The organism is Mycobacterium sp. 852014-52144_SCH5372336, from assembly GCF_001665615.1.
Taxonomy (GTDB): domain Bacteria; phylum Actinomycetota; class Actinomycetes; order Mycobacteriales; family Mycobacteriaceae; genus Mycobacterium; species Mycobacterium neumannii_A.
In genome coordinates, this window is sequence record NZ_LZSW01000047.1 from 98,286 (window position 1) to 122,802 (window position 24,517).

The window sequence follows — 24,517 nt, forward strand, 5'->3', positions numbered from 1 at the left end:
CCCCGTTCGTCCGAAGGATTTCTTGATGACGACTGATACCCGTGAGGCGCGACTCGAGCGCCGGATATCTCATTTGTTCGACACCGACCCACAATTCGCCGCTGCGCGCCCTCTGGTGAAGATCGCGAACGCGATCGAAGAACCCGGTCTGCCTCTCCCCCAACTGATCCAGACGATCTTCGACGGCTACGCGGACCGACCCGCGCTCGGTGAGCGCGCCGTCGAGTTCGTCACCGACCCGGTGACTGGCCGCACCTCCGCACAACTCCTTCCACGCTTCGACACCATCACCTACCGCGAACTGTCCGAACGTGCCGCAGCCGTCGCCGCCGCATTGGACCGAGCTCCGGTCGAGTCCGGTGACCGCGTGGCCATCGTGGGCTTCACCAGCGTCGACTACGTGACCGTCGACTTGGCGCTCATCCATCTGGGAGCGGTCTCGGTGCCGCTTCAGACCAGCGCGGCCGTGGCGCAGTTGCGGCCCATCGTCGCCGAAACCGAGCCTGTCGCGATGGCGTCGAGTGTCGACTTCCTCGACGACGCGGTCGAGCTGATCGCCGACGGCCATGTCCCACAACGCCTGATCGTTTTCGACTACCACCGCGAGGACGACGACCACCGCGCGGCGATCGACGCCGCGACGGCTCGCCTCGACGGCACCGGCGTGCACATCGAGACGTTGACCGACGTTCTCGCTCGCGGCCGTGCGCTGCCCGTTCCTCGGGCCGCCGACGTGGCCCAGGACGATCTCGCGCTGCTGATCTACACCTCGGGCAGTACGGGCGCCCCCAAAGGCGCGATGTACCTGCGCGAGATGGTGGCGAACTCCTGGCGTCGCTCGAGCATGGCCATGTGGGGTGGCGGCCCGGCTCTTCCGTCGATCACGTTGAACTTCATGCCGATGAGCCACGTGATGGGCCGCGGCGTCCTTTACGCCACGCTGGGCGCGGGCGGTACCGGGTATTTCGTTGCCAAAAGTGATCTGTCGACACTGCTCGAGGACCTGTCGCTGGTGCGCCCCACCCAGCTGAGCTTCGTCCCGCGGATCTGGGACACGATGTTCCAGCAGTTCCAAAGTGACGTCGACCGCCGCACGGCCGACGGTGTCGATCGCTGGGTCGCCGAGACCGACGTGTTGGCCGAGTTCCGGCGGCGGCTGCTGGGCGGGCGGTTCATTTCCGCGATGACGGGGTCCGCCCCCATCTCGCCGGAGATGAAGGAGTTCGTCGAATCGCTTCTGGACCTCCACCTGACCGACGGTTACGGATCCACTGAAGCCGGTTCGATATTCGTCGACGGTCAGGTCACCCGCCCGCCCGTCGTCGACTACCGACTGGTCGACGTCCCCGACCTCGGCTACTACCGCACCGACCGCCCGTATCCGCGCGGCGAACTGCTGGTCAAATCGGAGACGATGTTCCCGGGTTACTTCAAGCGTCCGGAGATCACCGCGTCGGTGTTCGACGACGACGGTTACTACAAGACCTGCGACATCGTCGCCGAGGTCGGACCGGACCAGTTGGTCTATCTCGACCGGCGCAACAATGTGCTCAAGCTGTCGCAGGGTGAATTCGTCACGGTCGCCAAACTCGAAGCGGCGTTCGGTACCAGCCCGCTGGTTCGCCAGATCTTCGTCTACGGCAACAGCGCTCGCTCCTACCTGCTGGCGGTGATCGTGCCGACCGAGGATGCGCTGGCCCGCTACGACGGCGCTTAACTGAAGCCCGCGATCACTGAATCCCTGCAGGAGGTCGCCAGGACCGCGTGGCTGCAGTCGTATGAGATCCCCCGCGACTTCGTCGTGGAGACGACGCCGTTCACGCTCGAGAACGGTCTGCTCACCGGGATCCGCAAACTCGCGCGCCCGACACTCAAGGAGCACTACGCCGATCGACTGGAAGCGCTCTACACCGAACTCGCAGACAGCCAGGCCGCCGAATTGCGGAGACTGCGTCAGCACGGCGCCGAACGGCCCGTCATCGAGACGATCAGCAGGGCCGCGGGTGCCCTGCTCGGCGCCACCGCGACCGATCTGCAGCCCGACGCGCACTTCACCGACCTCGGCGGTGATTCGTTGTCGGCGTTGACCTTCGGCAACCTGCTGAACGAGATCTACGACATCGAGGTGCCCGTCGGCGTCATCGTCAGTCCGGCCACTGACCTGGCCGCGCTCGCCGCCTACATCGAATCCGCGCGTGAATCGGGTTCCAAGAGGCCAACATTCGCGTCGGTGCACGGCCGTGATGTCACCGAGGTCCATGCGAGTGACTTGACGTTGGACAAGTTCATCGACGACAGCACTCTGGCCGCAGCGCCCGCTCTGCCGGGTCCGAGCACCGAGGTGCGCACGGTGCTGCTGACAGGCGCGACTGGCTTCCTGGGCCGCTATCTGGCGCTGGAATGGCTCGAGCGGATGGCCATGGTCGGCGGCACGGTGATCTGCCTGGTCCGTGCGAAGGACGATCGGTCGGCGAGGGACCGTTTGGACCGGACGTTCGACTCGGAGGACCCCGAATTGCTGCGGCACTTCCGGGGATTGGCCGCCGATCATCTCGAGGTCATCGCCGGAGACAAGGGTGAGGCCGACCTCGGGCTCGATCGTCAGACCTGGCAGCGGCTCGCCGACACCGTGGACCTGATCGTCGATCCGGCCGCATTGGTCAACCACGTGTTGCCCTACAGCCAGCTGTTCGGGCCGAACGCCGTCGGCACCGCCGAGCTGATCCGTATCGCCGTGACGACGAGGATCAAGCCGTTCGTCTATGTGTCGACGATCGGTGTCGGCGCGGGCATCGCGCCCGGACAGTTCACCGAGGACGGCGACATCCGGCAGATCAGCCCGGTGCGCAGGGTCGACGACAGCTACGCCAACGGCTACGGCAACAGCAAGTGGGCCGGTGAAGTGTTGCTGCGCGAGGCGCACGATCTGTGCGGGCTGCCGGTCGCGGTGTTCCGGTGCGACATGATTTTGGCCGACACCACATACGCCGGTCAGCTCAACGTGCCGGACATGTTCACGCGCTTGATCCTGAGCCTCGTCGCGACCGGCATCGCGCCGTTCTCGTTCTACGAGGTCGACGAGGACGGCCACCGCCAACGCGCGCACTACGACGGGCTTCCCGTCGAGTTCATCGCCGAGGCCATCTCGACGCTGGGTGCGCAGGTCGGCCACGACGGCGGACCGGGTTTCGAGACGTACCGCGTCATGAACCCCTATGACGACGGCATCGGGCTCGACGAGTTCGTCGACTGGCTGATCGATGCGGGGTATCCGGTCGAACGCGTCGGTGACTACGCCACGTGGCTGCCGCGATTCGACACCGCGATGCGCGGGTTGCCCGAGCGGCAGCGACAGGCATCGCTGCTCCCGCTGCTGCACAACTACCAGCGGCCTGAGACCCCGATCCAGGGTTCGGTTGCCCCCACGGAGCGGTTCCGCACGGCGGTGCAGGATGCGAAGATCGGTCCGGACAAGGACATTCCGCATATAACGCGCGAGGTCATCGTCAAGTACGCCACCGATCTGGAGCTGTTGGGGCTGCTGTAAGACGACGGTGAGCGTGCGTTCGGCGCTACGCGCGCTACAGCGTGACGGCCACCGCCAACAGCACGATCGCGATCAGCGGGAAGATACCCTGGGTGAGGGCGGCTTTCGCCTTGTCCGGTGACGACAGCAACAGCACCAGCGCCGCCGCCAGCATCGATCCGACACCGGCGAAGATCAACGCGATGCCTACCCAGTTGTAGCCGATGCCGCCGATCACGATTCCAGCGAGCGTGATGATGGCCAGAAAGAGGTTGTAGAAGCCCTGGTTGAAGGCCAACTCCTTGGTGGCCAGCGCTTCTTCCTCGGTGAGACCGAACGTCGCTCTGGTGCGTGCCGACGTCCACGTCAGCGACTCCATCACCCAGATGTAAATGTGCAGGAGAGCGGCGAGACCCGCGAAGAACAATCCGACGAAACCCATTACGCGACCATGCTTTCCACTCGTATCACCGGCGGAACGGCCAACATCACCAGACCGGTCAACGCGATCCAAACCACCACGCTGTATGCACCGGGCAGACCGATCCAGGTGTGCAGCAGCGCGGGAATCCCGAGCACCGCAAGAAACGCCGACCACTTCGGCAGCACGCCGGTGCGCCACACGACGTAGGCGGTGGCGAATATCAGTGCGGCCGAACCGATATGGCTGTAGTGATACAGCCATACCGCCAAGCCGAGGAACGGCTGCGAGTACGACGTCACGGTGAGGTCGTCGAACCGCACGATGGCGGCGGGCACGGCTACCTCCGCGGCCAGACCGGCCGCGGTCAGTGCGAGGAACACCGTCCCACCGATCGCCGCGGTGTACACCGCACCCGTGGGCCCGGCCGCCGACCGCAGCGTCGACACGAGCACGCCGAGGAAGAGCAGGCCGAACAGCAGATGCAGTAGCGGAAGCGTACCGTTCAGCGTGAGAAATGTTGCCGCGCTGTCGAAATAGGCGCCCAGCCCGCCGGCGTCGTTCGGCGTCTCCGGCGAGCCGACCAGATACGCCGGTACCACCACACCGGCGCAGGCCACGCCGAGCAACCCGCCGAGCCTGATCGTGCCGCTGCCCATTGCCGCCTCCTCAGTCGAAAAGTCCCACCTGCCCCAGACCGGTGACTCCGCTCGGCGGGGTCAGGCCGAGGTGCGTCCAGGCCTGCGCGGTGGCCACCCGTCCCCTCGGCGTGCGCGCGATCATCCCAGCGCGCACAAGGAACGGCTCACACACCTCTTCGACGGTCGTCGCCTCCTCGCCGACCGCGACCGCCAGCGTGGAGACACCGACCGGTCCCCCGCCGAAACTGCGTGTCAGCGCGGACAACACCGCGCGGTCGAGGCGGTCGAGGCCGAGTTCGTCGACGTCGTAGACCTCCAGCGCCGCCTTGGCGATATCGCGGGTGATCACGCCGTCGGCGCGGACCTCGGCGTAGTCGCGGACCCGGCGCAGTAGCCGGTTGGCGATGCGCGGTGTGCCCCGCGACCGGCGCGCGATCTCTGCACCCGCGTCGGCGCCCAACTCGATACCGAGTATCCCCGCCGAACGCGCCAACACCCGCTCAAGTTCGGCGGGCTCGTAGAAGTCCATGTGGGCGGTGAAACCGAACCGGTCGCGCAACGGTCCCGTCAGCGCACCCGAGCGGGTGGTCGCCCCCACGAGCGTGAACGGAGCGACATCCAGCGGAATCGACGTCGCGCCCGGGCCCTTCCCGACCACGACGTCGACGCGGAAGTCCTCCATCGCCAGGTACAGCATCTCCTCGGCAGGCCGGGCGATGCGGTGGATCTCGTCGATGAACAGCACGTCGTGCTCGACGAGGTTCGACAGCATCGCGGCGAGATCACCGGCACGCTCGAGCGCCGGCCCGGACGTCACCCGCAGCGAGGAGCCGAGTTCGGCCGCGATGATCATGGCCAGCGATGTCTTGCCCAACCCGGGCGGCCCCGACAGCAGGATGTGATCCGGTGTGCCGCCGCGGTTCTTGGCGCCCTCGATGACCAGTTGCAGTTGCTCGCGGACGCGCGGTTGCCCGATGAACTCGTGAAGCGACCGCGGTCGCAGGCTTGCGTCGATGTCGCCCTCGCCGACCGTCAGCGCGGGCGAGACCTCGCGCTCGTCGGCGTCGTCGTCGTCGTCGTCGGTGAATCGGCTCATTTGTTACCCAGCATCGACAACGCCGCCCGCAACGCGGTCGACTGATTGGCTTCGGGGTCGTTGGCCAACACCTTGTCGGTGGCTTCTTCGGCCTGTTTGGCCGCGAATCCAAGTCCAATGAGCGCTTCCACCACCGGGCCACGCACCGTATGGCCCGTCGCGGTCGCCGCGCCGGACGGCGAGACTGCGCACACCTTGTCGCGCAGGCTCAACGCCATCAACTCGGCGGTCTTCTTGCCCACCTTGGGAATCCGGGTCAGCGCGGTGATGTCGGCGTCGCCGATGGCCTGGCGCAAGGTCGGCCCGTCGTACATCGCCAGCGCGCCCAGCGCGATGCTGGGACCGATTCCGGACACCCCGAGCAGGGTGAGGAACAGGTCGCGGGCGTCGCCGTCGGCGAAGCCGTAGAGCGTCTGGGAGTCTTCGCGCACGATCATCGCGGTGATCAGTCGCGCCTCGGCCCCGCGGCGCAGGGTGGCCAGCGTCGACGGGGTGGCCATCACCTTGTAACCGACCCCGCCCGCCTCGATCACGACGTGGTCGAGTGCGATGTCGAGAACCTCACCGCGAACGGATGCGATCATCGTGCCGCCCTCGCTTTCGCCTTGAGCGTGGCTTTGTACTTGCGTTGTTGTTCGGCGGCCAGCGCCTCGGCCGCCGCCATCCGGGCGATCATCGGCGCCCGCCAACAATGGCAGATCGCAAGGGCCAACGCGTCGGCCGCGTCGGCGGGTGTCGGCTTGGCCTGCAGCGCAAGGATTCTGGTCACCATCGCGGTCACCTGCGCCTTGTCGGCGTTGCCGTTGCCGGTGACCGCCGCCTTCACCTCGCTGGGTGTGTGGAAGTGCACGTCGATGTCGCGGCGCGCGGCCGCGAGCGCGATCACTCCGCCGGCCTGCGCGGTGCCCATCACGGTGGAGACGTTCTGCTGGGAGAAGACCCGCTCGATGGCGATCACGTCGGGTCTGTGGGTGTCCATCCAGTACTCCACGGCCTCGCTGATCGCCAACAGCCGCCGGTGCAGCGGATCGCCCGACGGGGTGCGAACCACGTCGACGTCGAGCGCTGTGACCTGCCGACCCGTACCGCCCTCGATGACCGACAGGCCGCAGCGCGTCAACCCGGGGTCGACTCCCATCACCCGCACGTCCGGCCCTTCTGTGAACACTTGTTCGAGAGCTTAGCCGCCTGCAGGCCCGCCACTCGGCAGGGACACGCCCGCTCAGATCACGAACTGCCCCCCGCGGTGATCTCCAGCGCGATCTCACTCATGCGGCCCTTCGACCGGTTCCACCCGCAGACCAGTTCGCGGCCTACTTGATGCCCGTCGCGCTCGACGGTGATCACCCAGCGCACACCGCAGAACTTGCCGAGCAACCAGAACGGCCACAGCACCACAAACAACGCGCCGACGAGAATCTCCAGCCAACCGAACGTCAGGTCAAGGGCGTCGCCCGGGAACGGCCACCACCGCCTGCTGATCTGCCACTCGGTGCCGAGTGTGTCGCGTACCACTGCCACCCGCCAATTGTGCTTGTGAGGAGGCAGAACCCGCGTTCGACGCCCCGAAGCCGATGTTTCCTCACGCGGCAACAGGGCTACGGTCGATTGAGGACCTGATCCCGATTCGTGGAGTTGACCTCATTCCCATGCCCGACGAGACCGAACTGCAGACCGCAAGCAACCTCGCCGTCACCCTTGCCTGGGCGGCTGGAGCGATCGCCGCCGTGTACGTGTTCGGGGTGGTGCTGACCTGGGTGATGGCACGGGTCAGTCGCCGCAGCGCGCTGATCAAGGACATCGAGGTGCTCACCCGCAAACCCGTCCGCATGCTGCTGATGGTGATCGCGGCGACGGTCACGGTGCGACGGACGTCGGACACGGCCGACTCGTGGCGCGGGTGGGTGGACCACTGGTTGCTGATCCTGATGATCGTCTCGATCACCTGGCTGGTCACGGGCTTCGTCCGCGTCGCCGAGAGGCGCATGATCGCCCGTTACGGCGGGGGCGGTGAGGAGATATCGGACGCCGACCGGCTGTGGCGCCGGGTGCGGACGCAGGTGACGGTGCTGCGCAGGCTGGCAATCGCGGTCGTCGTCATCCTCGGCGGTGCCGCGATCCTGATGACGTTCCCGTCGTTCTCCGACATCGGCACCACGGTGTTCGCCTCCGCCGGTGTGTTGTCGGTGGTGGCAGGCCTGGCCGCGCAGACGTCGCTGGGTGCGGTCTTCGCCGGAATGCAGATCGCGTTCTCCGGGGCAATCCGCGTGGGCGACATCGTCCAGCTCGAGAACGGTCAGTGGTGGGGTCGCATCGAGGAGATCACATTGACGTACGTCGTCGTGCGGATCTGGGACGAGCGCCGGCTCGTGTTGCCGTCCACGTACTTCACCACCAAGCCGTTCGAGAACTGGACCCGCAGCGCCACCGAGATCATGGGCACCGTCGAGTTCGACGTCGACTTCAACGTCCCGTTCAACGACATGCGCGCCGAGTTGGACCGGCTGCTGTCCGAAAGCGACCTCTGGGACGGCCGGCGCGGCGTCCTGCAGGTGACCGACGCGGTCGGCGGTGTGGTCCGGGTGCGCGTCGTGGTCAGCGCACACAACGCCGGTGCGCTGTACGACCTGCAGTGCACGGTTCGCGAGGGATTGGTCGACTGGGTGCAGCGCACCGGCGGCGTGGTGCCTATCCACCGCATTCAGCCCGCCGAAGCGGCTCCGGCACCAGAGATCGGTGGCGACGTCGCCGGTGAGACCAAGCGCGTGGCCGCGGGGATGTTCTCCGGCAGTCCCGAAGCCGAGGAGCGGGCCAAGGCGTTCGACCACACCATCGACTGCGACGACGACGAGCTCGTGCGGTCCAACGGCAGGGGCTGAGCGCGCCTCAGGACGCTGCGGGCTGCTCGACCGGATCGATCGGGTACGTACCTGCCTGCACGGACGCCGCGATCTCGTAGATGCGCTCGCCCGACCGGCGCCAGCCGCGCACCCGTTCGCGTCCGACCCGCTCGCCGCCGCGTTCGATGACGATCTTCCACGACACGCCGAGCCACTTCAGCAACAGCCAGAACGGCCACATCACCATGAACGGCAGGACGAGCAGAAAGATGAACGCGTCCAGTGTGGAAAACCCGGTCTCCCATGGGATCGTGCGCCACCACCAGCGCCGCACCGTCACCGTCTCCCCCTCGGGATCCGTCACCGTCACCCTGGCCATACCCGCGGCCTCCGCTCGTTGAAGTCGTCATCCCGATAATGAGCCAATGACGTTCAGCGGGCACGCCGAAGACAGACAACTCATCCGAGAGCGCCTCGAAATCTACAGCGACGCAGTCATGCGCAAGGACCTCGACGCGTATCTGGCGTGCTGGACCGAGGACGGCCGCAGAACCGGTTCGGGCGGGGAGTGCCGCGGCAAGAGCGAACTGCGCGACCACTGGGACGGCATCTTCGGAGCCATCGAGCAGATGGCGTTCTTCACCCAGATGGCGTCGCTGACCGTGCGCGACGACCGGGCCGACGCACGGTCGTACTGCCTGGAATTCATGAAGTTGCGCGATCAACCGGGCCGCCGACTGGTCGGCGAGTATGTCGATGAACTGGTGCGCGTCGACGGGAACTGGCTGTTCGCCCATCGCCACTACCGCGTGGCGATGACGATCTAGTCCTCAGCGTCGAGTTCGGCGGCGACCTCGTCGGGGATATCGATGTTGGTGTAGACGTCCTGGACATCGTCGAGGTCTTCGAGCGCGTCGACCAGCTTCATGATCTTGCGCGCGCCGTCGGCGTCCAGCGGCACCGTCACCGAGGGCACGAACCCGGCTTCGGCCGACTCGTAGTCGATGCCAGCATCCTGAAGCGCCGTGCGTGCAGCAACGAGATCGGTTGGCTCGCAGATGATCTCGAAGGAATCACCGAGGTCGTTGACGTCCTCGGCCCCGGCGTCGAGCACCGCCATCAACACGTCGTCCTCGGTGAGGTCGTTCTTGTCGAGGGTGACGACGCCCTTACGCGAGAAGAGGTAGGACACCGAACCCGGGTCGGCCATGCTTCCGCCGTTGCGGGTCATCGCCACGCGCACCTCGCCGGCCGCCCGGTTGCGGTTGTCGGTCAGACATTCGATCAGCACCGCAACGCCGTTGGGCCCGTAGCCCTCGTAGGTGATGTTCTGGTACTCGGCGCCGCCGGCTTCCTCACCGCTGCCGCGCTTGCGGGCGCGTTCGATGTTGTCGTTGGGCACCGACGACTTCTTGGCCTTCTGGATCGCGTCGTACAGCGTGGGGTTGCCCGCCGGGTCGCCGCCGCCCACACGCGCCGCGACCTCGACGTTTTTGATCAATTTGGCGAACATCTTGCCCCGGCGGGCGTCGATGACGGCTTTCTTGTGCTTGGTGGTGGCCCACTTGGAATGGCCGCTCATGCAGGTAGTACCTCTCCGTGCGCTTTCGTGCGCCAAGTTTTCGTGCGCTGAGTCCGCCCGACGAGTCTACGTGGACGTTTGCGCCCTACCGAACCGCGTCGGGCGACGTCAGCGCGATGACGCGGTAGCCGACGGCGGCCGGCCAGCCGATGTGACCCTGCACGTGCAGTTGCAGCCACGTGGGTGTGCCCGACGGGTCGTCGGTGAAGGTCACGGCGGCGTCGACGATCGCGCCGGTCTCGCCGGAGGCCTGCAGGACCACCGACACCGTCAACGTCGCGCTGCTCAGCGAGGCCCGGTTGTACGGGAGGCTGTCGGGAAGAAAGAACGACGCCGAGAAGTTCGGCGTCCGGATGCCTTTGGGGGCGTTCGGTGCTCTGCGCAGCGCCAGACCGGACACGAGAGGTTTGCCGTCGAACCACGCGGTTCCGGTGTACTCGGTGCGCCGCGCGTTGCTGCCATTCGAGAGCGTGACCAGGGTATCGATGCGCGGTTGCGGCTCGACTTCGACCATCGTCATCGCGGCGTCCCCGTTCTGCCGGCGCTGTTAGGTCTGCCACAATACTTCGCCGCTATCTTACTCCGCAGTAAGATAGCGGCATGTCCTTCTCGCTTGAGCTCTCGCCGGATCTCGTCCACGTCCGGGACTGGGTGCACGAATTCGCCGCCGACGTCGTCCGCCCTGCCGCCGCGGAGTGGGACGAACGCGAAGAGACGCCGTGGCCGATCATCCAGGAGGCCGCGAAGGTCGGCCTGTACTCGATGGAGTTCTTCGCCGAGCAGGCCGGCGAACCGTCCGGTCTGGGCATGCTCGTCGCGTTCGAGGAGATGTTCTGGGGTGACGCCGGTATCGCGCTGTCGATCCTGGGCACCGGCCTGGCCGCGGCGTCACTGGCCGCCAACGGCACCCCCGAGCAGATGGGCGAATGGCTGCCGCAGATGTTCGGCACCGTCAACGAGCCGAAGGTCGCGTCGTTCTGCTCGTCGGAGCCCGGCGCCGGTTCCGACGTCGGCGCCATCCTCACCCGCGCCCGTTACGACGAGGCCAAAGACGAGTGGGTGCTCAACGGCACCAAGACCTGGGCCACCAACGGCGGTATCGCCGAGGTGCACATCGTGGTCGCGTCGGTGTACTCCGAACTCGGCACGCGCGGGCAGGCGACGTTCATCATCCCGCCGAACACCCCCGGCTTCCGGCAGGGCCAGAAGTTCCTCAAGCACGGCATCCGCGCATCGCACACCGCCGAGGTGGTGCTCGAGGACGTGCGCATCCCGGGCGGGCTGATCGTCGGCGGCAGGGACAAGTTCGAGGAGCGCATCGCGCGGGTGCGCGAGGGCAAGAGGGCCAAGAGCCAGGCCGCGTTGGCGACGTTCGAGCGCACGCGGCCCACCGTCGGCGCCATGGCGGTCGGGGTGGCTCGCGCCGCTTATGAGTACGCGCTCGACTACGCCCGTCAGCGCGAGCAGTTCGGCCGCAAGATCGGCGAATTCCAGGCCATCGCATTCAAGTTGGCCGATATGAAGGCCCGCATCGACGCCGCCCGGATGCTGGTCTGGCGGGCCGGCTGGATGGCGCGCAACGGCAAGGTGTTCGAGAATGCCGAGGGGTCGATGGCCAAGCTGGTGGCCAGCGAGACCGCGGTGTACGTCACCGACGAGGCGATCCAGATCCTCGGCGGCAACGGCTACACCCGCGAGTATCCGGTCGAGCGGATGCACCGCGACGCCAAGATCTTCACGATCTTCGAGGGCACCAGCGAAATTCAGCGCCTGGTGATCGGCCGCGCGGTCACCGGCCTCGAAATCCGCTAACCCTTCTGGCGATTTGTGCACCGTTAGGAGCGCTCACCGCTCCTCAGTGTGCACAAATCGCTACTCGGAGAGCATCGAGACGAACAGTTTGTGGATGCGGCGGTCGCCGGTCATCTCCGGGTGGAAGGCCGTCGCGAGCCGGTTCCCCTGCCGCACCGCGACGATGTGACCGGCGGCCTCGGCGAGCACCTCGACCTCGGGTCCGACGCGTTCGACCCACGGTGCCCGGATGAACACGGCGTGCACCGGCCCGTCGACGCCGCCGAAGGCGATATCGTCTTCGAACGAGTCGACCTGGCGGCCAAAAGCGTTGCGCCGCACCGTCATATCGATCCCCTTCAGCGGCGTGGCCTCCCGGCCCGCCGACCCGGCATCGAGGATCTCGGAAGCCAGCAGGATCATCCCCGCACACGACCCGTACGCAGGCATACCGTCGGCCAGGCGCGACCGCAGGGGTTCGAGCAGATCGAGTTCGCGCAGCAGGTGGCTCATCGCCGTGGACTCCCCGCCGGGGATCACCAGCGCGTCGACGGCCTCCAGTTCGCGCACCCGTCGCACGGTCGACGCCTCCGCCCCGGCCTCGCGCAGCGCCGCCAGGTGTTCGCGGGTGTCGCCTTGTAGCGCAAGGACACCGACGTGCGCGGTGCTCACGGTCTGTAGTCGCGCTTGAAGCGGGTCAGCCCCTCCTGCATGACCGCCGCCACCATCTCGCCGTACTGGTTGAAGATCTTGCCCTGACACAGCGACCGCCCCCCGGACGCCGACGGCGACGACTGGTCGTAGAGCAGCCACTCGTCGGCGCGAAACGACCGCATGAACCACATCGCGTGATCGAGCGAGGCCACCTGCAGATGCTTACGCTCCCCGGCGTGGTGCACCTGCGCTGAGCCCAGCAGCGTCAGATCGCTCATGTAGGCCAGCGCGCAGATGTGCAGCACATAGTCGTCGGGCAGCGGATCGCGATGGCGGAACCACACCTGCTGCTGAGAAGCCTTGCCGGGCAACCGGGTCAGCTTCTCCTGCGGCACGATGCGCACGTCCCACTCGGCGAACTGGTTGAAGCCCGCATCGTCGAACGCCTTGATCTCGGTCAGTCCCGGGCAGTCGTCGGGTGGCGGGGCCACCGGCATCGCGTCCTGGTGCTCGATTCCGCTCTGGTCGGTCTGGAACGAGGCCGACATCGAGAAGATGGTCTCGCCGTGCTGGATCGCGTTGACGCGACGGGTGATGAACGACCCGCCGTCGCGCAACCGCTCGACGATGTAGACCGTCGGGGCCTTGGCATCGCCCGGGCGCAGGAAGTAGCCGTGTAGCGAATGCACCTGAAACGTCGGGTCGACCGTGCGCACCGCAGACACCAGCGACTGGCCCGCCACGTGTCCGCCGAAAGTGCGCTGCAGGAACCCGGATTCGGGGCTGAACACGCTTCCCCGATAGATGTTGACCTCGAGCTGTTCGAGATCGAGGATCTGTTCGATCGCCATTCGGTCGGTTACCAGCCGCGTTCGGCGAGCCGGTGTGGCGCTGCGACACTCTCCACGTTGATGCCGACCATCGGCTCACCCAACCCGCGCGACACCTTGGCCAGCACGTCGGGATCGTCGTAGAACGTGGTGGCCTTGACGATGGCCGCGGCGCGCGCTGCGGGGTCGCCGGACTTGAAGATGCCCGAGCCGACGAACACGCCCTCGGCGCCGAGTTGCATCATCATCGCCGCATCGGCCGGGGTCGCGATGCCGCCTGCGGTGAACAGCGTCACCGGCAGCTTGCCTGCCCGAGCCACCTCGACCACCAGGTCGTAGGGAGCCCGCAGTTCCTTGGCCGCGACGTACAGTTCGTCCTCCGACAGCGACGTCAGCCGACGGATCTCACCGCCGATCTGACGCATGTGGGTGGTCGCGTTGGACACGTCGCCGGTACCGGCCTCGCCCTTCGAGCGGATCATCGCCGCGCCCTCGGTGATGCGGCGCAGCGCCTCGCCGAGGTTGGTCGCACCGCACACGAACGGCACGGTGAACTTCCACTTGTCGATGTGGTGGGTGTAGTCGGCCGGGGTCAGCACTTCGGACTCGTCGATGTAGTCGACGCCGAGGCTCTGCAGAATCTGCGCCTCCACGAAGTGGCCGATGCGGACCTTGGCCATGACCGGGATGGTGACCGACGAGATGATCCCTTCGATGAGGTCGGGATCACTCATGCGCGCGACGCCACCCTGGGCGCGGATGTCGGCGGGCACCCGTTCGAGCGCCATGACCGCCACCGCACCGGCACCCTCGGCGATCTTGGCCTGCTCGGGAGTGACCACGTCCATGATCACGCCGCCCTTGAGCATCTCGGCCGTGCCGCGCTTTACCCGGGCTGTTCCGGTATGGCCAGAGCCGTTGTGGTGCGAGCCGTTCGCTGCGGTTTCCACTGCTATCTCCTCCGAATTGCTACCGATCCAGTGTAGTGCGGCCGCCAAATCAATTGAATCCGCAGTTCGCGGGCGGTGACTTGCGAACCGCTGCCGTGACGGCTCCCCCACCGGGAATCAGTTCAGATGTCATTGTCTCATCACACCGGCGATAGCCGACAATCCATCAGCGCCCGAGTGACCCACGCTGCATGGGAGAGACCTCAAGCCGCGCGATTCAGCCGCCGCGTCACCAGGCGCCCACGCCCCCCGCTGAACATCTCCGATGCGCTGACGCCGGCGATCCGTGGACGATAAGCTCCCCCCGCGAAGCTGGGAGCCGACTGGCTGTCCGCTGAATCCGGGTCCAAGCAACGACAGGAGCGGCCAGATGACGAGCACTCCCATCGGGTTCACGTCGCTGGTGGCCGCACTGGCACTGGGCGTCTGGGGGGTCGGCGCCGTGGACGTCACGCACGAGGTCGCGTTCGCCTCAGTGGGGACACCGGGTGTCGCGGAGAGTCCGATGCCTCCGACGGAGATGCACGGTGACCCCGACGAAGCGAGCAATTACTGGAGCCAGCAGAACTTCCAGGACTGCGGCCTGATGGCGGTCGCCACCGTCGTGGGCCTGACCACTGGGAAGGCACCCACCGAGCAGGAAATCGTTGCGGTGGCCTCGAACCTGAAGAGTCCCGGCAGCGACCGGCCGATCTACACACCCCCCAATCCGAACGATCCGAACTCGGACAACGGAACCGACTCCGACGACCAGGTGCTTCTCCTGAAGCACTACGGCGTCAACGCCACCGCCACCGACGATGATCTGGCCGCCCAAACCGGCTTGGCCACCGGCATTCCCGCGCTCATCACATACCTCGACAGCGGACGTCGACTGATCGCGGGCGTCAACTCCGAGACGATCTGGGCGGAGGACGGCAACCACACCGACGACGACCACTCCGTCGTCGTGAGCGGTGTGGACCCGGAGGCCGGAATCGTCTACCTCTCCGACAGCGGGAGCGACGACGGCGACGGCGAACAAGTGCCCATTGACGTCTTCGAGAAGGCGTGGGCACCCGGTGCGCACGATTTGATCGTGGCCGGCTGACGACCCGTCAGCGAATCTGCACTGTCGGCCCCGCGGGGCGGGTCGGCCCGTCGGCCAGAACGGCGGCCTGATCGAGCAGTTCGCCGAGTTGCAGCGGGTAGACGGTCTCGCCACCGGCGACCAACTCTTCAATCACGGTCCCATCACACCAGCGGTAGCCGTGAATCATGCGCCGTTCCAGCGCTGTGTGACCACCCATCGTCGGCTCGAATCGTGTTGTGCGGTGCACGAAGAACAGCTCTTGGCTGCGGATCACCGAACCGTCGAACTCGAAGACCGCCTGCCGCCGCCACAGTGGTCCGACCAGGTCGGCGGCGGCCACCCGCAGACCGGTCTCCTCGCCGACCTCCCGTGCCGCGGCGGCCGCGAGTTCCTCCCCCGCCTCAACAGCACCGCCGACGGTGAACCACCAGCGCGGTGCGTCGGGCAGCGCCGGGTCCGAACCGCGAAACAGCAGCACGGCGCCGGCCTCGTCGAGCAGAATCACCCGCGCCGACGTGCGCCAGCTCACCTCCGACCGCCCTCCGGTACCGTCTCGGGCCGCTCGACAATCTCGAAATATGTTGGCAGCGCGGCGGTTCCACCGAGCCGCAACATGCGCACCACCGGCCGTTCGCGCAGGGCGAGCGTGTCGCGCACCGCGTCGTTGTGGAATCGCCTGGCCAGCACCACCCGCGCTTCGGCGTCGGCCAGTTCGGCGACCAGAGCCTGCGGCACGGACCCCGGAGCCACCTGGGCCAGCGCCGCGGACAGGTCGTTCTCGGCGCCCTCGCGGGCAGACCTCGGTGCCCGTTCGGCGGCGTCGGCCAGCACGGCCAGCCGGGTGGCTTCCGGTCCGTCACCGTAGGCATCGACGGCCACGGCGCGGGCGACGACGGCGCGGCGGGCCAATGCTCCGTCGAGCGCCTGCCAGGACAGGTCGTATCGCACATGCAGCCGGTCGAGCCGGTTGGCGGTCTGCAGCGCCCACGCGCCGACCGCCAGGATGACCACGGCCAGCACCGCCAGCGTGATCACGACGATCCAGGTGATCACCGGACGCCTCCGGTCGCCTTCCTGGTCCTCGCCGTCGCCGTGGCCTTGGCTGAGCTGTCACCGCCGGAAACCGTCACCGTGGTGCCCGACCCGGAGACGGTCTCATACACCCGCATGATCTGCCGGGCCACCACCGACCAGTCGTAGGGCCGGACCGCGTGGGTCGCGGCGGTGACGTAGCGTTCGCGCACCGCATCGTCGGCGAGCACCTCGATCAACCCTTCGGCCAGCGCCGCCGCGTCGTCGACCGGGACGAGGCGGCCGGCCCTCCCGTCGTCGAGCACCTGCCGAAACGCGTCCAGGTCGCTGGCGACCACGACGGTGCCTGCGGCCATCGCCTCGACGAGCACGATGCCGAAGCTCTCGCCGCCGGTGTGGGGGGCGCAGTACACGTCGGCGCTGCGCATCGCCGACGCCTTGACCGCGTCATCGACCTGACCGAGAAAGCGCAGATGCGAGGCGAGGTCGCCGGCATCGTCACGCAGTTCGTCCGCGTCTCCGCGACCGACGACGAGGATCTCGACGTCGGGGAACCGTTCGACCAGTGTGGGCAGTGCGCGCAGCAGCACGGCCATGCCCTTGCGCGGTTCGTCGAAGCGGCCCAAGAACAGCACCGACCTACCCGGGCGGGGATAGCCGTCGAGCAGCGGCGCGGACGCGAACGCCCCCACATCCACCCCGTTGGGGATGACGACGGCATCGCTGCCCAACGCCTCCATCTGCCAGCGACGGGCCAGGTCCGAAACCGCGATGCGCCCGACGATCTTCTCGTGCATCGGCCGCAGGATCGGCTCGAAAACGGTCAGCGTCAACGACTTTGTGGTCGACGTGTGGAACGTCGCGATGATCGGGCCCTCGGCGATGTTGAGGGCGAGCATCGACAGGCTGGGCGCGTTGGGCTCGTGCAGGTGCAGCACGTCGAAGTCGCCGTCGGCCAGCCACCGCTTGACCAGGCGGTGTGTGGCCGGCCCGAACCGGAGGCGCGCCACCGATCCGTTGTACGGAATCGGCACGGCCCTGCCGCCGGAGACGACGTAATCGGGCAACTGCGCGCCCGGCGACGAGGGGGCCAGGACGCTGACGTGGTGGCCCAGCCCGTGCATCACCTCCGCCAGCTGCAACACGTGCGACTGCACTCCACCCGGCACATCGAATGAGTACGGGCAGACCATGCCGATCCTCACGGGGTGGCCTCCAGCCTCGCGCGTCGCTCCGCCGACAGGTCGGCCAGCCACTGCGGTTGCATCATGTGCCAGTCGGCCGGGTGGGCGGCGATGTTGCGGGCGAACCGGTCAGCCAACGCCTGGGTGATGACGGTGACGTCGCCCGATGACGTGTCGATCTCGGGAAATACCCGCATGCCCCACCCATCGCCTTCGAACCAGCAGTGCACCGGAAACAGCGCCGCCCCGGTCTCGATGGCGAGTTTGGCCGAGCCCGCGGGCATGCGCGTGGGTTCGCCGAAGAAATCGACCTCGACCCCGCTGCGGCTGAGGTCACGGTCGGCCATCAGACATACCGGCCGGTTGTCGCGTAACCGCTCGGCAAGCACCTCGAACGGCGGCCGGTCACCGCCGGTCAGCGGGACGACTTCGAATCCCAAACCCTCGCGGTACGCGACGAAGCGGTTGTACAGCGACTCGGGCTTGAGGCGTTCGGCCACCGTGGTGAACGTGCCGTAGTTCTGGGCCAGCCAGACCCCTGCCATGTCCCAGTTGCCGCTGTGCGGTAAGGACAGGACCGCGCCGCGGCCGGCGTCCAACGCGGCCCACAGCAGGTCGACGTCGTCGACGACCAGTTCGCGGGCGATCGCCTCGTGGTCCATCGTCGGCAACCGGAAAGCCTCCCGCCAGTATCGGGCGTAAGAGGCAAGCGAAGCACGAATCAGGCCGTCGGGCACCTGCTCGGGTGGTACACCGACGACACGGGCCAAATTCTTTCGCAGCTGTTCGGGCCCACCGCCGCGCGCCGCGAAGTGAGCACCGGCATCAAACGTGTTGCGCGCGACGAATTCCGGCATCGCGCGCACCATCCGCCAGCCCGCCGCGTACCCCCAGTCCGCCAACCGGCCACCCAGCGGGTTGGCAATGGCCGACGGTCCCGAGGGGCTGGTGGTCACGGCTCGTCCGCCTCCGGTTCGTCCCCGCCCGCGTCGGTGGCGTCGGGCTTCGCGATCCGGTCCATCGCTCCCGGTGAGGTCCGCACGCTGTGCACACGCTGACCCAGCGTCACCAGGCTGGTCACCGCGAGCACCCACATCGCGATGTGCAGCAGCCACACCACCCCGAACAGACCCGACAGTCCCGCGCCCAGCAGCACGATGATCAGCCGCTCCGGACGTTCGATCAGACCGCCCTCCCCCGACAGTCCGCTGGCTTCGGCCCTTGCCTTGATGTAGGAGATGACCTGCGAGGTCACCAGGCAGATAGCCGTCGCGACCACCAGTGATGCGCTCTGCAGCCCGAACGCCGCCCACCACAGCAGCCCGCAGAAGATGGCGCCGTCGCTGATGCGGTCGCAGGTGGCGTCCAGCACCGCCCCGAATCGGGTGCCTCCGCCGCGTTGGCGGGCCATCGCACCGTCGAGCATGTCGGCAAGCACGAAGAGCCACACGACGAACGAGCCCCACCACAGATGACCGATCGGGTACAGCGTCAACGCCCCCAGCACCGACCCCGCGGTGCCCAGGATCGTGATGCTGTCCGGGGTGAACCCCGCGCGCAGCGCACCCTTGGCAATCGGCGTGCTGATCTTCTCGTACGCCGCGCGGGTCATCAGGTAGAAGTTGCTCACTGCTGTCTCGCCCATTCGGTGGCCAGCAGTTCACGGGTCTCACGCAGCAACTGCGGCACCGCTTTCGAGCCGCCGATGATCGTGATGAAGTTCGCGTCGCCGCTCCAACGCGGCACCACGTGCATGTGCAGATGATCGGCCAGCGAGCCGCCAGCGGACTGACCCAGGTTGAGCCCGACATTGAAACCGTGCGGGTGAGAGACCGACTTGATCACGCGAATCAGCTTCTGCGTGAACGAGATCAGCTCGAAGCTCTCGTCGGGATTGAGGTCCTCCAACTCCGACACCCTTCGATAGGGCACCACCATCGAGTGCCCCGGGTTGTACGGGTAGAGGTTGAGCACGATGTAGACGGACTCGCCGCGCGCGACGACCAGTCCCTCCTCGTCGGGCATCGTGGGGATGTCGGTGAACGGCTGGCGGGACTTGCCCGAACCCGCCGACCCGCCCTTCATGGGCGCTTCGGCGATGTAGCTCATCCGGTGCGGCGTCCAGAGCCGCTGCAGATGGTCGGGGTCGCCGGCGCCGCGGTCGACCACCGTGTGCTCGTCGATGCCGCTGTCGGCTTGCTCTTCGGCGCTCACTTGGCTGTACCCGCCTCGAGCAGTTCGGCTGTGGGAGCGGCGTTTCGACGGCTGGCGATCCAGTCGGTGATCGCGGCGACGGCCTTGTCGCGCGGTACGCCGTTGATCTGGGTGCGGTCACCGAAGCGGAAGCTGACGGCGTCGGCTTCGACGTCGCGGTCCCCCGCCACCAACATGAACGGCACCTTCTGGTTGGTGTGGTTGACGATCTTCTTGGCCATCCGGTCGTCGCTGGCGTCCACCTCAGCCCGGACACCTTTCATCTTCAGTTGCGTCGCAAGGCCGTTCAGGTAGGGAACGTGGTCGTCGGCGACGGGGATGCCAACCACCTGCACGGGCGCCAGCCAGGCCGGGAAGGCTCCTGCGTAGTGCTCGGTGAGGATGCCGAAGAACCGCTCGATCGAGCCGAACAGCGCGCGGTGGATCATCACGGGCCGCTGTCGCGATCCGTCTGCGGCGGTGTACTCCAGCTCGAAGCGCTCCGGGAAGTTGAAGTCCAGCTGAATGGTCGACATCTGCCAGCTGCGGCCGAGCGCGTCTTTGACCTGCACCGAGATCTTCGGACCGTAGAAGGCCGCGCCGCCGGGATCGGGCACGAGGTCGAGCCCCGAGGCGGCGCCGACTTCGGCCAGCACGTTGGTGGCCTCCTCCCACAGTTCGTCGGAGCCGACGAACTTCTCGGGGTCCTTCGTCGACAGCTCGAGATAGAAGTCGGTCAGGCCGTAGTCGGCGAGTAGGTCGAGGATGAAGCGCAGCAGCGAGGTCAGCTCGTCGCGCATCTGTTCGCGGGTGCAGTAGATGTGCGAGTCGTCCATCGTCAGCCCGCGCACCCGCGTCAACCCGTGTATGACGCCGGAGAGCTCGTAGCGGTACACGGTGCCGAATTCGAAGAGCCGCAACGGAAGTTCGCGGTACGAACGCCCACGCGACCGGAAGATCAGGCAGTGCATGGGGCAGTTCATCGGCTTGAGGTAGTAGTCCTGGCCGGGCTTGCGCACCGTGCCGTCCGGGTCGAGTTCCGCGTCGAGGTGCATCGGCGGGAACATGCCGTCGGCATACCAATCGAGGTGTCCGGAGATCTTGAACAGCTCGGCCTTGGTGATGTGCGGGGTGTTGACGAACTGGTAGCCGGCCTCGATGTGCTTGCGCCGCGAGTAGTCCTCGAGCTCGCGCCGGATGATCCCACCCTTGGGGTGGAAAACCGCCAGCCCCGAACCGATTTCGTCGGGGAAGCTGAACAGGTCGAGCTCGGCGCCGAGCTTGCGATGGTCGCGGCGTTGCGCCTCCTCGATGAGCTCGAGGTGCTTGTCGAGCGCTTCTTGCGACTCCCAGGCGGTGCCGTAGATCCGTTGCAGGCTGGCGTTGTTCTGGTTACCGCGCCAGTAGGCCGCCGAGCTGCGGGTGAGCTTGAACGCCGGGATGTACTTCGTCGTCGGGATATGCGGACCGCGGCACAGATCGCCCCAAACACGATCGCGGGTACGGGGATTGAGGTTGTCGTAGGCGGTCAGCTCGTCGCCTCCGACCTCCATCACGTCGGGGTCGCCGGACTTGTCGTCCACCAGCTCGAGCTTGTAGGGCTCGTTGGCGAGTTCTTCGCGCGCTTGGTCTTTCGACTCGTAGACGCGTCGAGAGAACAGCTGGCCTTCTTTGACGATCTGGCGCATGCGCTTCTCCAGCGCAGCGAGGTCTTCGGGCGTGAACGCGCGCTCGACGTCGAAGTCGTAGTAGAACCCGTCGACGATCGGCGGACCGATGCCGAGCTTGGCCTGGGGGAAGAGGTCCTGCACGGCCTGTGCGAGCACGTGCGCGGTGGAGTGTCGGAGCACGCTGCGGCCCTCGTCGGTGTCGGCGGCCACGGGAGTCACCTCGACGTCGGAGTCGGGCGCCCAAGACAGGTCGCGCAGCCGGCCCTCGGGGTCGCGGACGACGACGATCGCGTCGGATGCGCCCCGGCTCGGCAGGCCCGCCTCGCGCACCGCCTCCCCCGCAGTCGTCCCGGCAGCGACCCGGATCAGGGCTGCTGGGGTGCGGTTGGTGGCGGCGCTCATCGGTGACTCTCCAGTTTCATTGTCAACAGACTCGAGGACGCGACCATGCTATCGGTGCCCACCTGCGATCGGCCCCGTCAGGACCCGATGCCCAGAGGGCTCTGAAGCAGCTTGTGCTCCAGCCCGACGAGGTCGCCGAAGAAGTGGACCGCGCCCAACAGCCACAGCGTGGCGAACACCACCAGCGCGGTGAACACCCCGCCGAGGATCTGCACGATGCTGTGCTGACGATGAAACCAGTCCATCGCCTTGTCGTAGCGATCCTTGGCGTAGCGCAGCAGCCGACGCGCCCACTCGAACTCGGTGGCCAGGATGCCGAGGCCGACGAAGACGATCGCCCAGCCCGGGCCCGGGTACGGGATGGCCAGGATGCCCAGCCCCAGGACCACGGCGCCGACGACGCCCACCCCGATGCGGTACGCGAAGTTGATCGAGCGTCGGTCCCGGACCCGGTCGCGCCACCGCCCGAGGCGCCGTTTCACGTCTGCGGCGTTCACGGCTGGCCCGGTTTGAGTTTGACGAACAGCGCCTGTGCCTCGGCCAGCACGGTATCGCCGTCGAGCAGTCGCCCGGAGACGAAGATCTTGCGGCCGTCGACCCGGTCGATCGCCGCCCGCACCTGGAACTGCTTCTCGACGTGCGCGATGTGCCGGTAGTCGATGTGCAGGAATGCCGTGCGCTGGGCCCTACTGCCGCTGAGCTTGAACGCGGTGAAACCCAGCAGGGCGTCGAACAGCTGCGCGACGCTGCCGCCGTGCGCAGCCCCGTTGCGGCCGAGGTGGAAGCGGCGGAACTCGGCGGTGCCTTCGATGCGCTGATCGTCGGTGACGTGCACGTCGAGCGGGATCGACAAGATGTTGCCGCGGTTCGGCAAGTCCAGGCGTCGGCCGGACGGTGAGGACCATTCGTCGGCGTAGTAGGGGGCGAGCAGCTGCGAGACCTTCTCGATCTGGTCGGCGGCTTCGCTGATCACATCGTCGGGGGCATCGGCGGCGCGGGCATGATCCTGCAACGTGCGGACCGCTTCGATGAAGCGCCCGTAGTCGGGTCCACCGCTATCGGTGGCCACCGGCGGGTTGAAGCCACCACCGGGCGGCCGCTCTGAGCTCACCCGTCCACCGTATTGCCTCGCTCAGTCGCCGGCGGCTCCGGCTTTGCTCAATGTCTCGAACTCGTCGTCGGACAGCTCGATCTCGGCGGCGGCGGCGTTCTCCTCCAGATGGGCGACCTTGGAGGTGCCGGGGATCGGCAGCATCACTGGCGAGCGTTTGAGCAGCCACGCCAACGCCAGCTGCGAGGCCTTGGCGTGATGGTCGGCGGCGATGCGTTGCAGTGGCCCGTCGGGCGCGGCCAACGGCCCGGCGGCCAGCGGAAACCAGGGGATGAACCCGATGTCGCGGGCTTCGCAGGCATCGAGCACCGGTTCGGCGGAGCGGACGCTGAGGTTGTACATGTTCTGCACGGTCACGATCGGTGCCACCTTCTGTGCGGCCTCGAGCTGGTCGACGGTGACCTCGGAGAGGCCGATATGGCGGATCTTGCCTTCCTGCTGCAGCTTGAGCAGTTCGCCGACCTGGTCCTCGGCGGGGAACTTGGTGTCGATGCGGTGCAGCTGGAACAGGTCGATGGTGTCGACGCCGAGGCGGCGGAGGCTCATCTCGCACTCCTGGCGCAGGTACTCCGGGTAGCCGAGCACCGGCCACACGTCGGGTCCGGTGCGCAGCAACCCCGCCTTGGTCGCGACGACGACACCGTCATAGGGGTGCAGCGCCTCGCGGATCAGCTCCTCGGAGACGTAGGGGCCGTAGGAGTTGGCGGTGTCGATGAAGTTGACCCCGAGTTCGACGGCGCGACGCAGGACCCGCAGACACTCGTCACGGTCCTGGGGAGGACCCCAGACTCCCTTGCCGGTCAACCGCATTGCGCCGAAGCCGAGCCGGTTGACCGTCAGGTCGCCGATGATGAACGTGCCGGACGCCTGTGCGACGGGGGTGGTCATGTCATCGACCGTACGCCGACGGTGGCAAGCTAGCGCTGGTGAGGCTCAGCGATCTCGCCGCGCTCCCGCTGACGTATCCCGAGGTGGGTTCCACCGCCGGCACGCTGCCGCCCGGTTACCACCACGTGCACAAGACGGCGGTCATCGGCCATGGCCGCGACCGCTTCGACGAAGCCGCGGCGGCCGGCATGCGATGGGGCATGCTGCGCGGCGCAGGGGTGCGAGTCGAGGCGACGACGGAGGTCGCCGAGGTCGGTTCGGAGGTCCTCGTGCACCTCGGCCCGATCGCGGCCCCGTGTCGCGTGGTCTACGTGGTCGACGACCGCCATGCTCGCGGATTCGCATACGGCACGCTGCCCGGTCACGCGGAGTCGGGTGAGGAGCTGTTCCTGGTCCGCTACGACCCGGCTTCCGACGAGGTGTCGGCCGTGGTGACGGCGTTCTCCCGGCATGCGACCTGGTGGAGTCGCCTCGCGTCACCGGTGACGTCGCTGGTCCAGCGGGTGGTCACCGACCGGTATCTGAGGGCGCTGTAGCGCGCGGATCTGCGGTGCAGATGAAAATGCACTGGCGACGGCTTTCGTGACCGATAATTACGAGCTGTCGGCAGGTCGATCTTGAACTTGCCCGCGTA

The 24,517-nt window shown here is 67.2% G+C and carries 25 protein-coding genes and 2 pseudogenes; 6 read left to right on the top strand and 21 right to left on the bottom strand.

All coding sequences use genetic code 11. The annotated features are described in order from the left end of the window. Positions 1-25: 25 nt before the first annotated feature. Positions 26-3,547: pseudogene (gene car / locus A5759_RS11040) on the top strand (carboxylic acid reductase). A gap of 34 nt (positions 3,548-3,581) precedes the next feature. On the opposite strand, the gene A5759_RS11045 reads toward car, so the two are convergent. The 6 genes from A5759_RS11045 to A5759_RS11070 all read right to left on the bottom strand — a co-directional run bounded on the left by A5759_RS11045 (position 3,582) and on the right by A5759_RS11070 (position 7,205). Then, positions 3,582-3,968: a DUF1304 domain-containing protein gene (locus A5759_RS11045; RefSeq protein ID WP_066841360.1), complete on the bottom strand. Its 387-nt coding sequence runs from the start codon at positions 3,966-3,968 to the stop codon at positions 3,582-3,584. After that, a complete protein-coding gene (locus tag A5759_RS11050; RefSeq protein WP_068197354.1) occupies positions 3,968-4,606 on the bottom strand; it encodes a hypothetical protein in 639 nt (212 codons plus the stop codon). The genes A5759_RS11045 and A5759_RS11050 overlap by 1 nt, the downstream gene beginning before the upstream one ends. 10 nt (positions 4,607-4,616) lie before the next feature. Continuing rightward, complete coding sequence (ruvB, locus tag A5759_RS11055) at positions 4,617-5,684, bottom strand: Holliday junction branch migration DNA helicase RuvB (RefSeq protein ID WP_066841362.1); 1,068 nt, start codon at positions 5,682-5,684, stop codon at positions 4,617-4,619. After that, positions 5,681-6,268 (bottom strand): Holliday junction branch migration protein RuvA, encoded by a 588-nt coding sequence (ruvA, locus tag A5759_RS11060; protein WP_068197357.1) that lies wholly within the window; start codon positions 6,266-6,268, stop codon positions 5,681-5,683. Before ruvA ends, ruvB begins: the two co-directional genes overlap by 4 nt. Next, positions 6,265-6,831 (bottom strand): crossover junction endodeoxyribonuclease RuvC, encoded by a 567-nt coding sequence (ruvC, locus tag A5759_RS11065; RefSeq protein WP_064395616.1) that lies wholly within the window; start codon positions 6,829-6,831, stop codon positions 6,265-6,267. Before ruvC ends, ruvA begins: the two co-directional genes overlap by 4 nt. A gap of 80 nt (positions 6,832-6,911) precedes the next feature. After that, the gene (locus A5759_RS11070) at positions 6,912-7,205 is read right to left on the bottom strand and encodes a hypothetical protein (RefSeq protein ID WP_068197360.1); all 294 of its coding nucleotides are present in this window, start codon (positions 7,203-7,205) and stop codon (positions 6,912-6,914) included. Positions 7,206-7,333: 128 nt separating this feature from the next. On the opposite strand from A5759_RS11070, the gene A5759_RS11075 reads away from it, so the two are divergent. Further along, on the top strand, positions 7,334-8,563 hold the full coding sequence (locus A5759_RS11075) for a mechanosensitive ion channel family protein (RefSeq protein WP_068197363.1): 1,230 nt from the start codon (positions 7,334-7,336) through the stop codon (positions 8,561-8,563). A gap of 7 nt (positions 8,564-8,570) precedes the next feature. On the opposite strand, the gene A5759_RS11080 is transcribed toward A5759_RS11075, so the two are convergent. Further along, a complete protein-coding gene (locus tag A5759_RS11080) occupies positions 8,571-8,903 on the bottom strand; it encodes a hypothetical protein (RefSeq protein WP_068197366.1) in 333 nt (110 codons plus the stop codon). Between the two features lie 46 nt (positions 8,904-8,949). Here A5759_RS11080 and A5759_RS11085 point away from each other — a divergent pair, with 46 nt between their 5' ends. Continuing rightward, positions 8,950-9,351 carry a nuclear transport factor 2 family protein gene (locus A5759_RS11085; RefSeq protein WP_068197369.1) on the top strand — a complete coding sequence of 134 codons (402 nt, stop codon included), beginning with the start codon at positions 8,950-8,952 and terminating at the stop codon, positions 9,349-9,351. On the opposite strand, the gene A5759_RS11090 is transcribed toward A5759_RS11085, so the two are convergent. Both A5759_RS11090 and A5759_RS11095 read right to left on the bottom strand, forming a co-directional pair. Next, a complete protein-coding gene (locus A5759_RS11090) occupies positions 9,348-10,106 on the bottom strand; it encodes a YebC/PmpR family DNA-binding transcriptional regulator (protein ID WP_068197372.1) in 759 nt (252 codons plus the stop codon). The two genes, A5759_RS11085 and A5759_RS11090, sit on opposite strands and share 4 nt — an antisense overlap. 85 nt (positions 10,107-10,191) lie before the next feature. After that, complete coding sequence (locus tag A5759_RS11095; protein WP_068197374.1) at positions 10,192-10,626, bottom strand: hypothetical protein; 435 nt, start codon at positions 10,624-10,626, stop codon at positions 10,192-10,194. An 80-nt stretch (positions 10,627-10,706) separates the two neighbouring features. Here A5759_RS11095 and A5759_RS11100 point away from each other — a divergent pair, with 80 nt between their 5' ends. Then, positions 10,707-11,918: an acyl-CoA dehydrogenase family protein gene (locus tag A5759_RS11100; RefSeq protein ID WP_068197377.1), complete on the top strand. Its 1,212-nt coding sequence runs from the start codon at positions 10,707-10,709 to the stop codon at positions 11,916-11,918. A 60-nt stretch (positions 11,919-11,978) separates the two neighbouring features. Here A5759_RS11100 and pdxT read toward each other — a convergent pair whose 3' ends face one another. The 3 genes from pdxT to pdxS are packed head-to-tail and all read right to left on the bottom strand — an operon-like array spanning position 11,979 to position 14,331. Beyond that, positions 11,979-12,569 carry a pyridoxal 5'-phosphate synthase glutaminase subunit PdxT gene (pdxT, locus tag A5759_RS11105; RefSeq protein ID WP_068197380.1) on the bottom strand — a complete coding sequence of 197 codons (591 nt, stop codon included), beginning with the start codon at positions 12,567-12,569 and terminating at the stop codon, positions 11,979-11,981. Continuing rightward, positions 12,566-13,402, bottom strand: a complete 837-nt coding sequence (gene tesB / locus A5759_RS11110; RefSeq protein ID WP_068197382.1) for an acyl-CoA thioesterase II — start codon at positions 13,400-13,402, stop codon at positions 12,566-12,568. The genes pdxT and tesB overlap by 4 nt, the downstream gene beginning before the upstream one ends. Positions 13,403-13,410: 8 nt before the next feature. Next, positions 13,411-14,331, bottom strand: coding sequence for a pyridoxal 5'-phosphate synthase lyase subunit PdxS (gene pdxS / locus A5759_RS11115; protein ID WP_068197384.1), 921 nt, complete (start codon positions 14,329-14,331; stop codon positions 13,411-13,413). Between the two features lie 370 nt (positions 14,332-14,701). On the opposite strand from pdxS, the gene A5759_RS11120 reads away from it, so the two are divergent. Further along, positions 14,702-15,421, top strand: coding sequence for a hypothetical protein (locus A5759_RS11120; protein WP_082962078.1), 720 nt, complete (start codon positions 14,702-14,704; stop codon positions 15,419-15,421). 7 nt (positions 15,422-15,428) lie between these two features. Here the strand turns inward: A5759_RS11120 and A5759_RS11125 are convergent. The 9 genes and pseudogenes from A5759_RS11125 to A5759_RS11165 all read right to left on the bottom strand — a co-directional run bounded on the left by A5759_RS11125 (position 15,429) and on the right by A5759_RS11165 (position 23,883). Then, positions 15,429-16,453: pseudogene (locus A5759_RS11125) on the bottom strand (NUDIX domain-containing protein). Then, on the bottom strand, positions 16,453-17,640 hold the full coding sequence (locus A5759_RS11130; RefSeq protein ID WP_068197386.1) for a glycosyltransferase family 4 protein: 1,188 nt from the start codon (positions 17,638-17,640) through the stop codon (positions 16,453-16,455). The pseudogene A5759_RS11125 and the gene A5759_RS11130 overlap by 1 nt, the downstream one beginning before the upstream one ends. Further along, complete coding sequence (locus A5759_RS11135) at positions 17,637-18,575, bottom strand: phosphatidylinositol mannoside acyltransferase (protein WP_082694253.1); 939 nt, start codon at positions 18,573-18,575, stop codon at positions 17,637-17,639. The genes A5759_RS11130 and A5759_RS11135 overlap by 4 nt, the downstream gene beginning before the upstream one ends. After that, on the bottom strand, positions 18,572-19,249 hold the full coding sequence (gene pgsA / locus A5759_RS11140; RefSeq protein WP_064395354.1) for a phosphatidylinositol phosphate synthase: 678 nt from the start codon (positions 19,247-19,249) through the stop codon (positions 18,572-18,574). Before pgsA ends, A5759_RS11135 begins: the two co-directional genes overlap by 4 nt. After that, on the bottom strand, positions 19,246-19,833 hold the full coding sequence (locus tag A5759_RS11145; RefSeq protein ID WP_064395353.1) for an HIT domain-containing protein: 588 nt from the start codon (positions 19,831-19,833) through the stop codon (positions 19,246-19,248). Before A5759_RS11145 ends, pgsA begins: the two co-directional genes overlap by 4 nt. Then, a complete protein-coding gene (thrS, locus tag A5759_RS11150) occupies positions 19,830-21,884 on the bottom strand; it encodes a threonine--tRNA ligase (protein ID WP_068197389.1) in 2,055 nt (684 codons plus the stop codon). Before thrS ends, A5759_RS11145 begins: the two co-directional genes overlap by 4 nt. 77 nt (positions 21,885-21,961) lie before the next feature. After that, positions 21,962-22,366 (bottom strand): TIGR02611 family protein, encoded by a 405-nt coding sequence (locus A5759_RS11155; RefSeq protein WP_231984610.1) that lies wholly within the window; start codon positions 22,364-22,366, stop codon positions 21,962-21,964. A gap of 11 nt (positions 22,367-22,377) precedes the next feature. Continuing rightward, positions 22,378-22,995 carry a PaaI family thioesterase gene (locus tag A5759_RS11160; protein WP_068197395.1) on the bottom strand — a complete coding sequence of 206 codons (618 nt, stop codon included), beginning with the start codon at positions 22,993-22,995 and terminating at the stop codon, positions 22,378-22,380. A 21-nt stretch (positions 22,996-23,016) separates the two neighbouring features. After that, the gene (locus A5759_RS11165) at positions 23,017-23,883 is read right to left on the bottom strand and encodes an aldo/keto reductase (RefSeq protein WP_068197398.1); all 867 of its coding nucleotides are present in this window, start codon (positions 23,881-23,883) and stop codon (positions 23,017-23,019) included. Positions 23,884-23,921: 38 nt separating this feature from the next. On the opposite strand from A5759_RS11165, the gene A5759_RS11170 reads away from it, so the two are divergent. After that, on the top strand, positions 23,922-24,419 hold the full coding sequence (locus A5759_RS11170; protein ID WP_068197401.1) for a DUF1990 family protein: 498 nt from the start codon (positions 23,922-23,924) through the stop codon (positions 24,417-24,419). Positions 24,420-24,517: the final 98 nt, after the last annotated feature.

What these genes read in the sequence shown, in the direction of transcription:
- A5759_RS11045 (WP_066841360.1), bottom strand. Translation starts at nt 3,968, where the DNA reads ATGGGTTTCGTCGGATTGTTCTTCGCGGGTCTCGCCGCTCTCCTGCAC.
- A5759_RS11050 (WP_068197354.1), bottom strand. Translation starts at nt 4,606, where the DNA reads ATGGGCAGCGGCACGATCAGGCTCGGCGGGTTGCTCGGCGTGGCCTGC.
- ruvB (WP_066841362.1), bottom strand. Translation starts at nt 5,684, where the DNA reads ATGAGCCGATTCACCGACGACGACGACGACGACGCCGACGAGCGCGAG.
- ruvA (WP_068197357.1), bottom strand. Translation starts at nt 6,268, where the DNA reads ATGATCGCATCCGTTCGCGGTGAGGTTCTCGACATCGCACTCGACCAC.
- A5759_RS11075 (WP_068197363.1), top strand. Translation starts at nt 7,334, where the DNA reads ATGCCCGACGAGACCGAACTGCAGACCGCAAGCAACCTCGCCGTCACC.
- A5759_RS11080 (WP_068197366.1), bottom strand. Translation starts at nt 8,903, where the DNA reads ATGGCCAGGGTGACGGTGACGGATCCCGAGGGGGAGACGGTGACGGTG.
- A5759_RS11085 (WP_068197369.1), top strand. Translation starts at nt 8,950, where the DNA reads ATGACGTTCAGCGGGCACGCCGAAGACAGACAACTCATCCGAGAGCGC.
- A5759_RS11090 (WP_068197372.1), bottom strand. Translation starts at nt 10,106, where the DNA reads ATGAGCGGCCATTCCAAGTGGGCCACCACCAAGCACAAGAAAGCCGTC.
- A5759_RS11095 (WP_068197374.1), bottom strand. Translation starts at nt 10,626, where the DNA reads ATGACGATGGTCGAAGTCGAGCCGCAACCGCGCATCGATACCCTGGTC.
- A5759_RS11100 (WP_068197377.1), top strand. Translation starts at nt 10,707, where the DNA reads ATGTCCTTCTCGCTTGAGCTCTCGCCGGATCTCGTCCACGTCCGGGAC.
- tesB (WP_068197382.1), bottom strand. Translation starts at nt 13,402, where the DNA reads ATGGCGATCGAACAGATCCTCGATCTCGAACAGCTCGAGGTCAACATC.
- A5759_RS11120 (WP_082962078.1), top strand. Translation starts at nt 14,702, where the DNA reads ATGACGAGCACTCCCATCGGGTTCACGTCGCTGGTGGCCGCACTGGCA.
- thrS (WP_068197389.1), bottom strand. Translation starts at nt 21,884, where the DNA reads ATGAGCGCCGCCACCAACCGCACCCCAGCAGCCCTGATCCGGGTCGCT.
- A5759_RS11165 (WP_068197398.1), bottom strand. Translation starts at nt 23,883, where the DNA reads ATGACCACCCCCGTCGCACAGGCGTCCGGCACGTTCATCATCGGCGAC.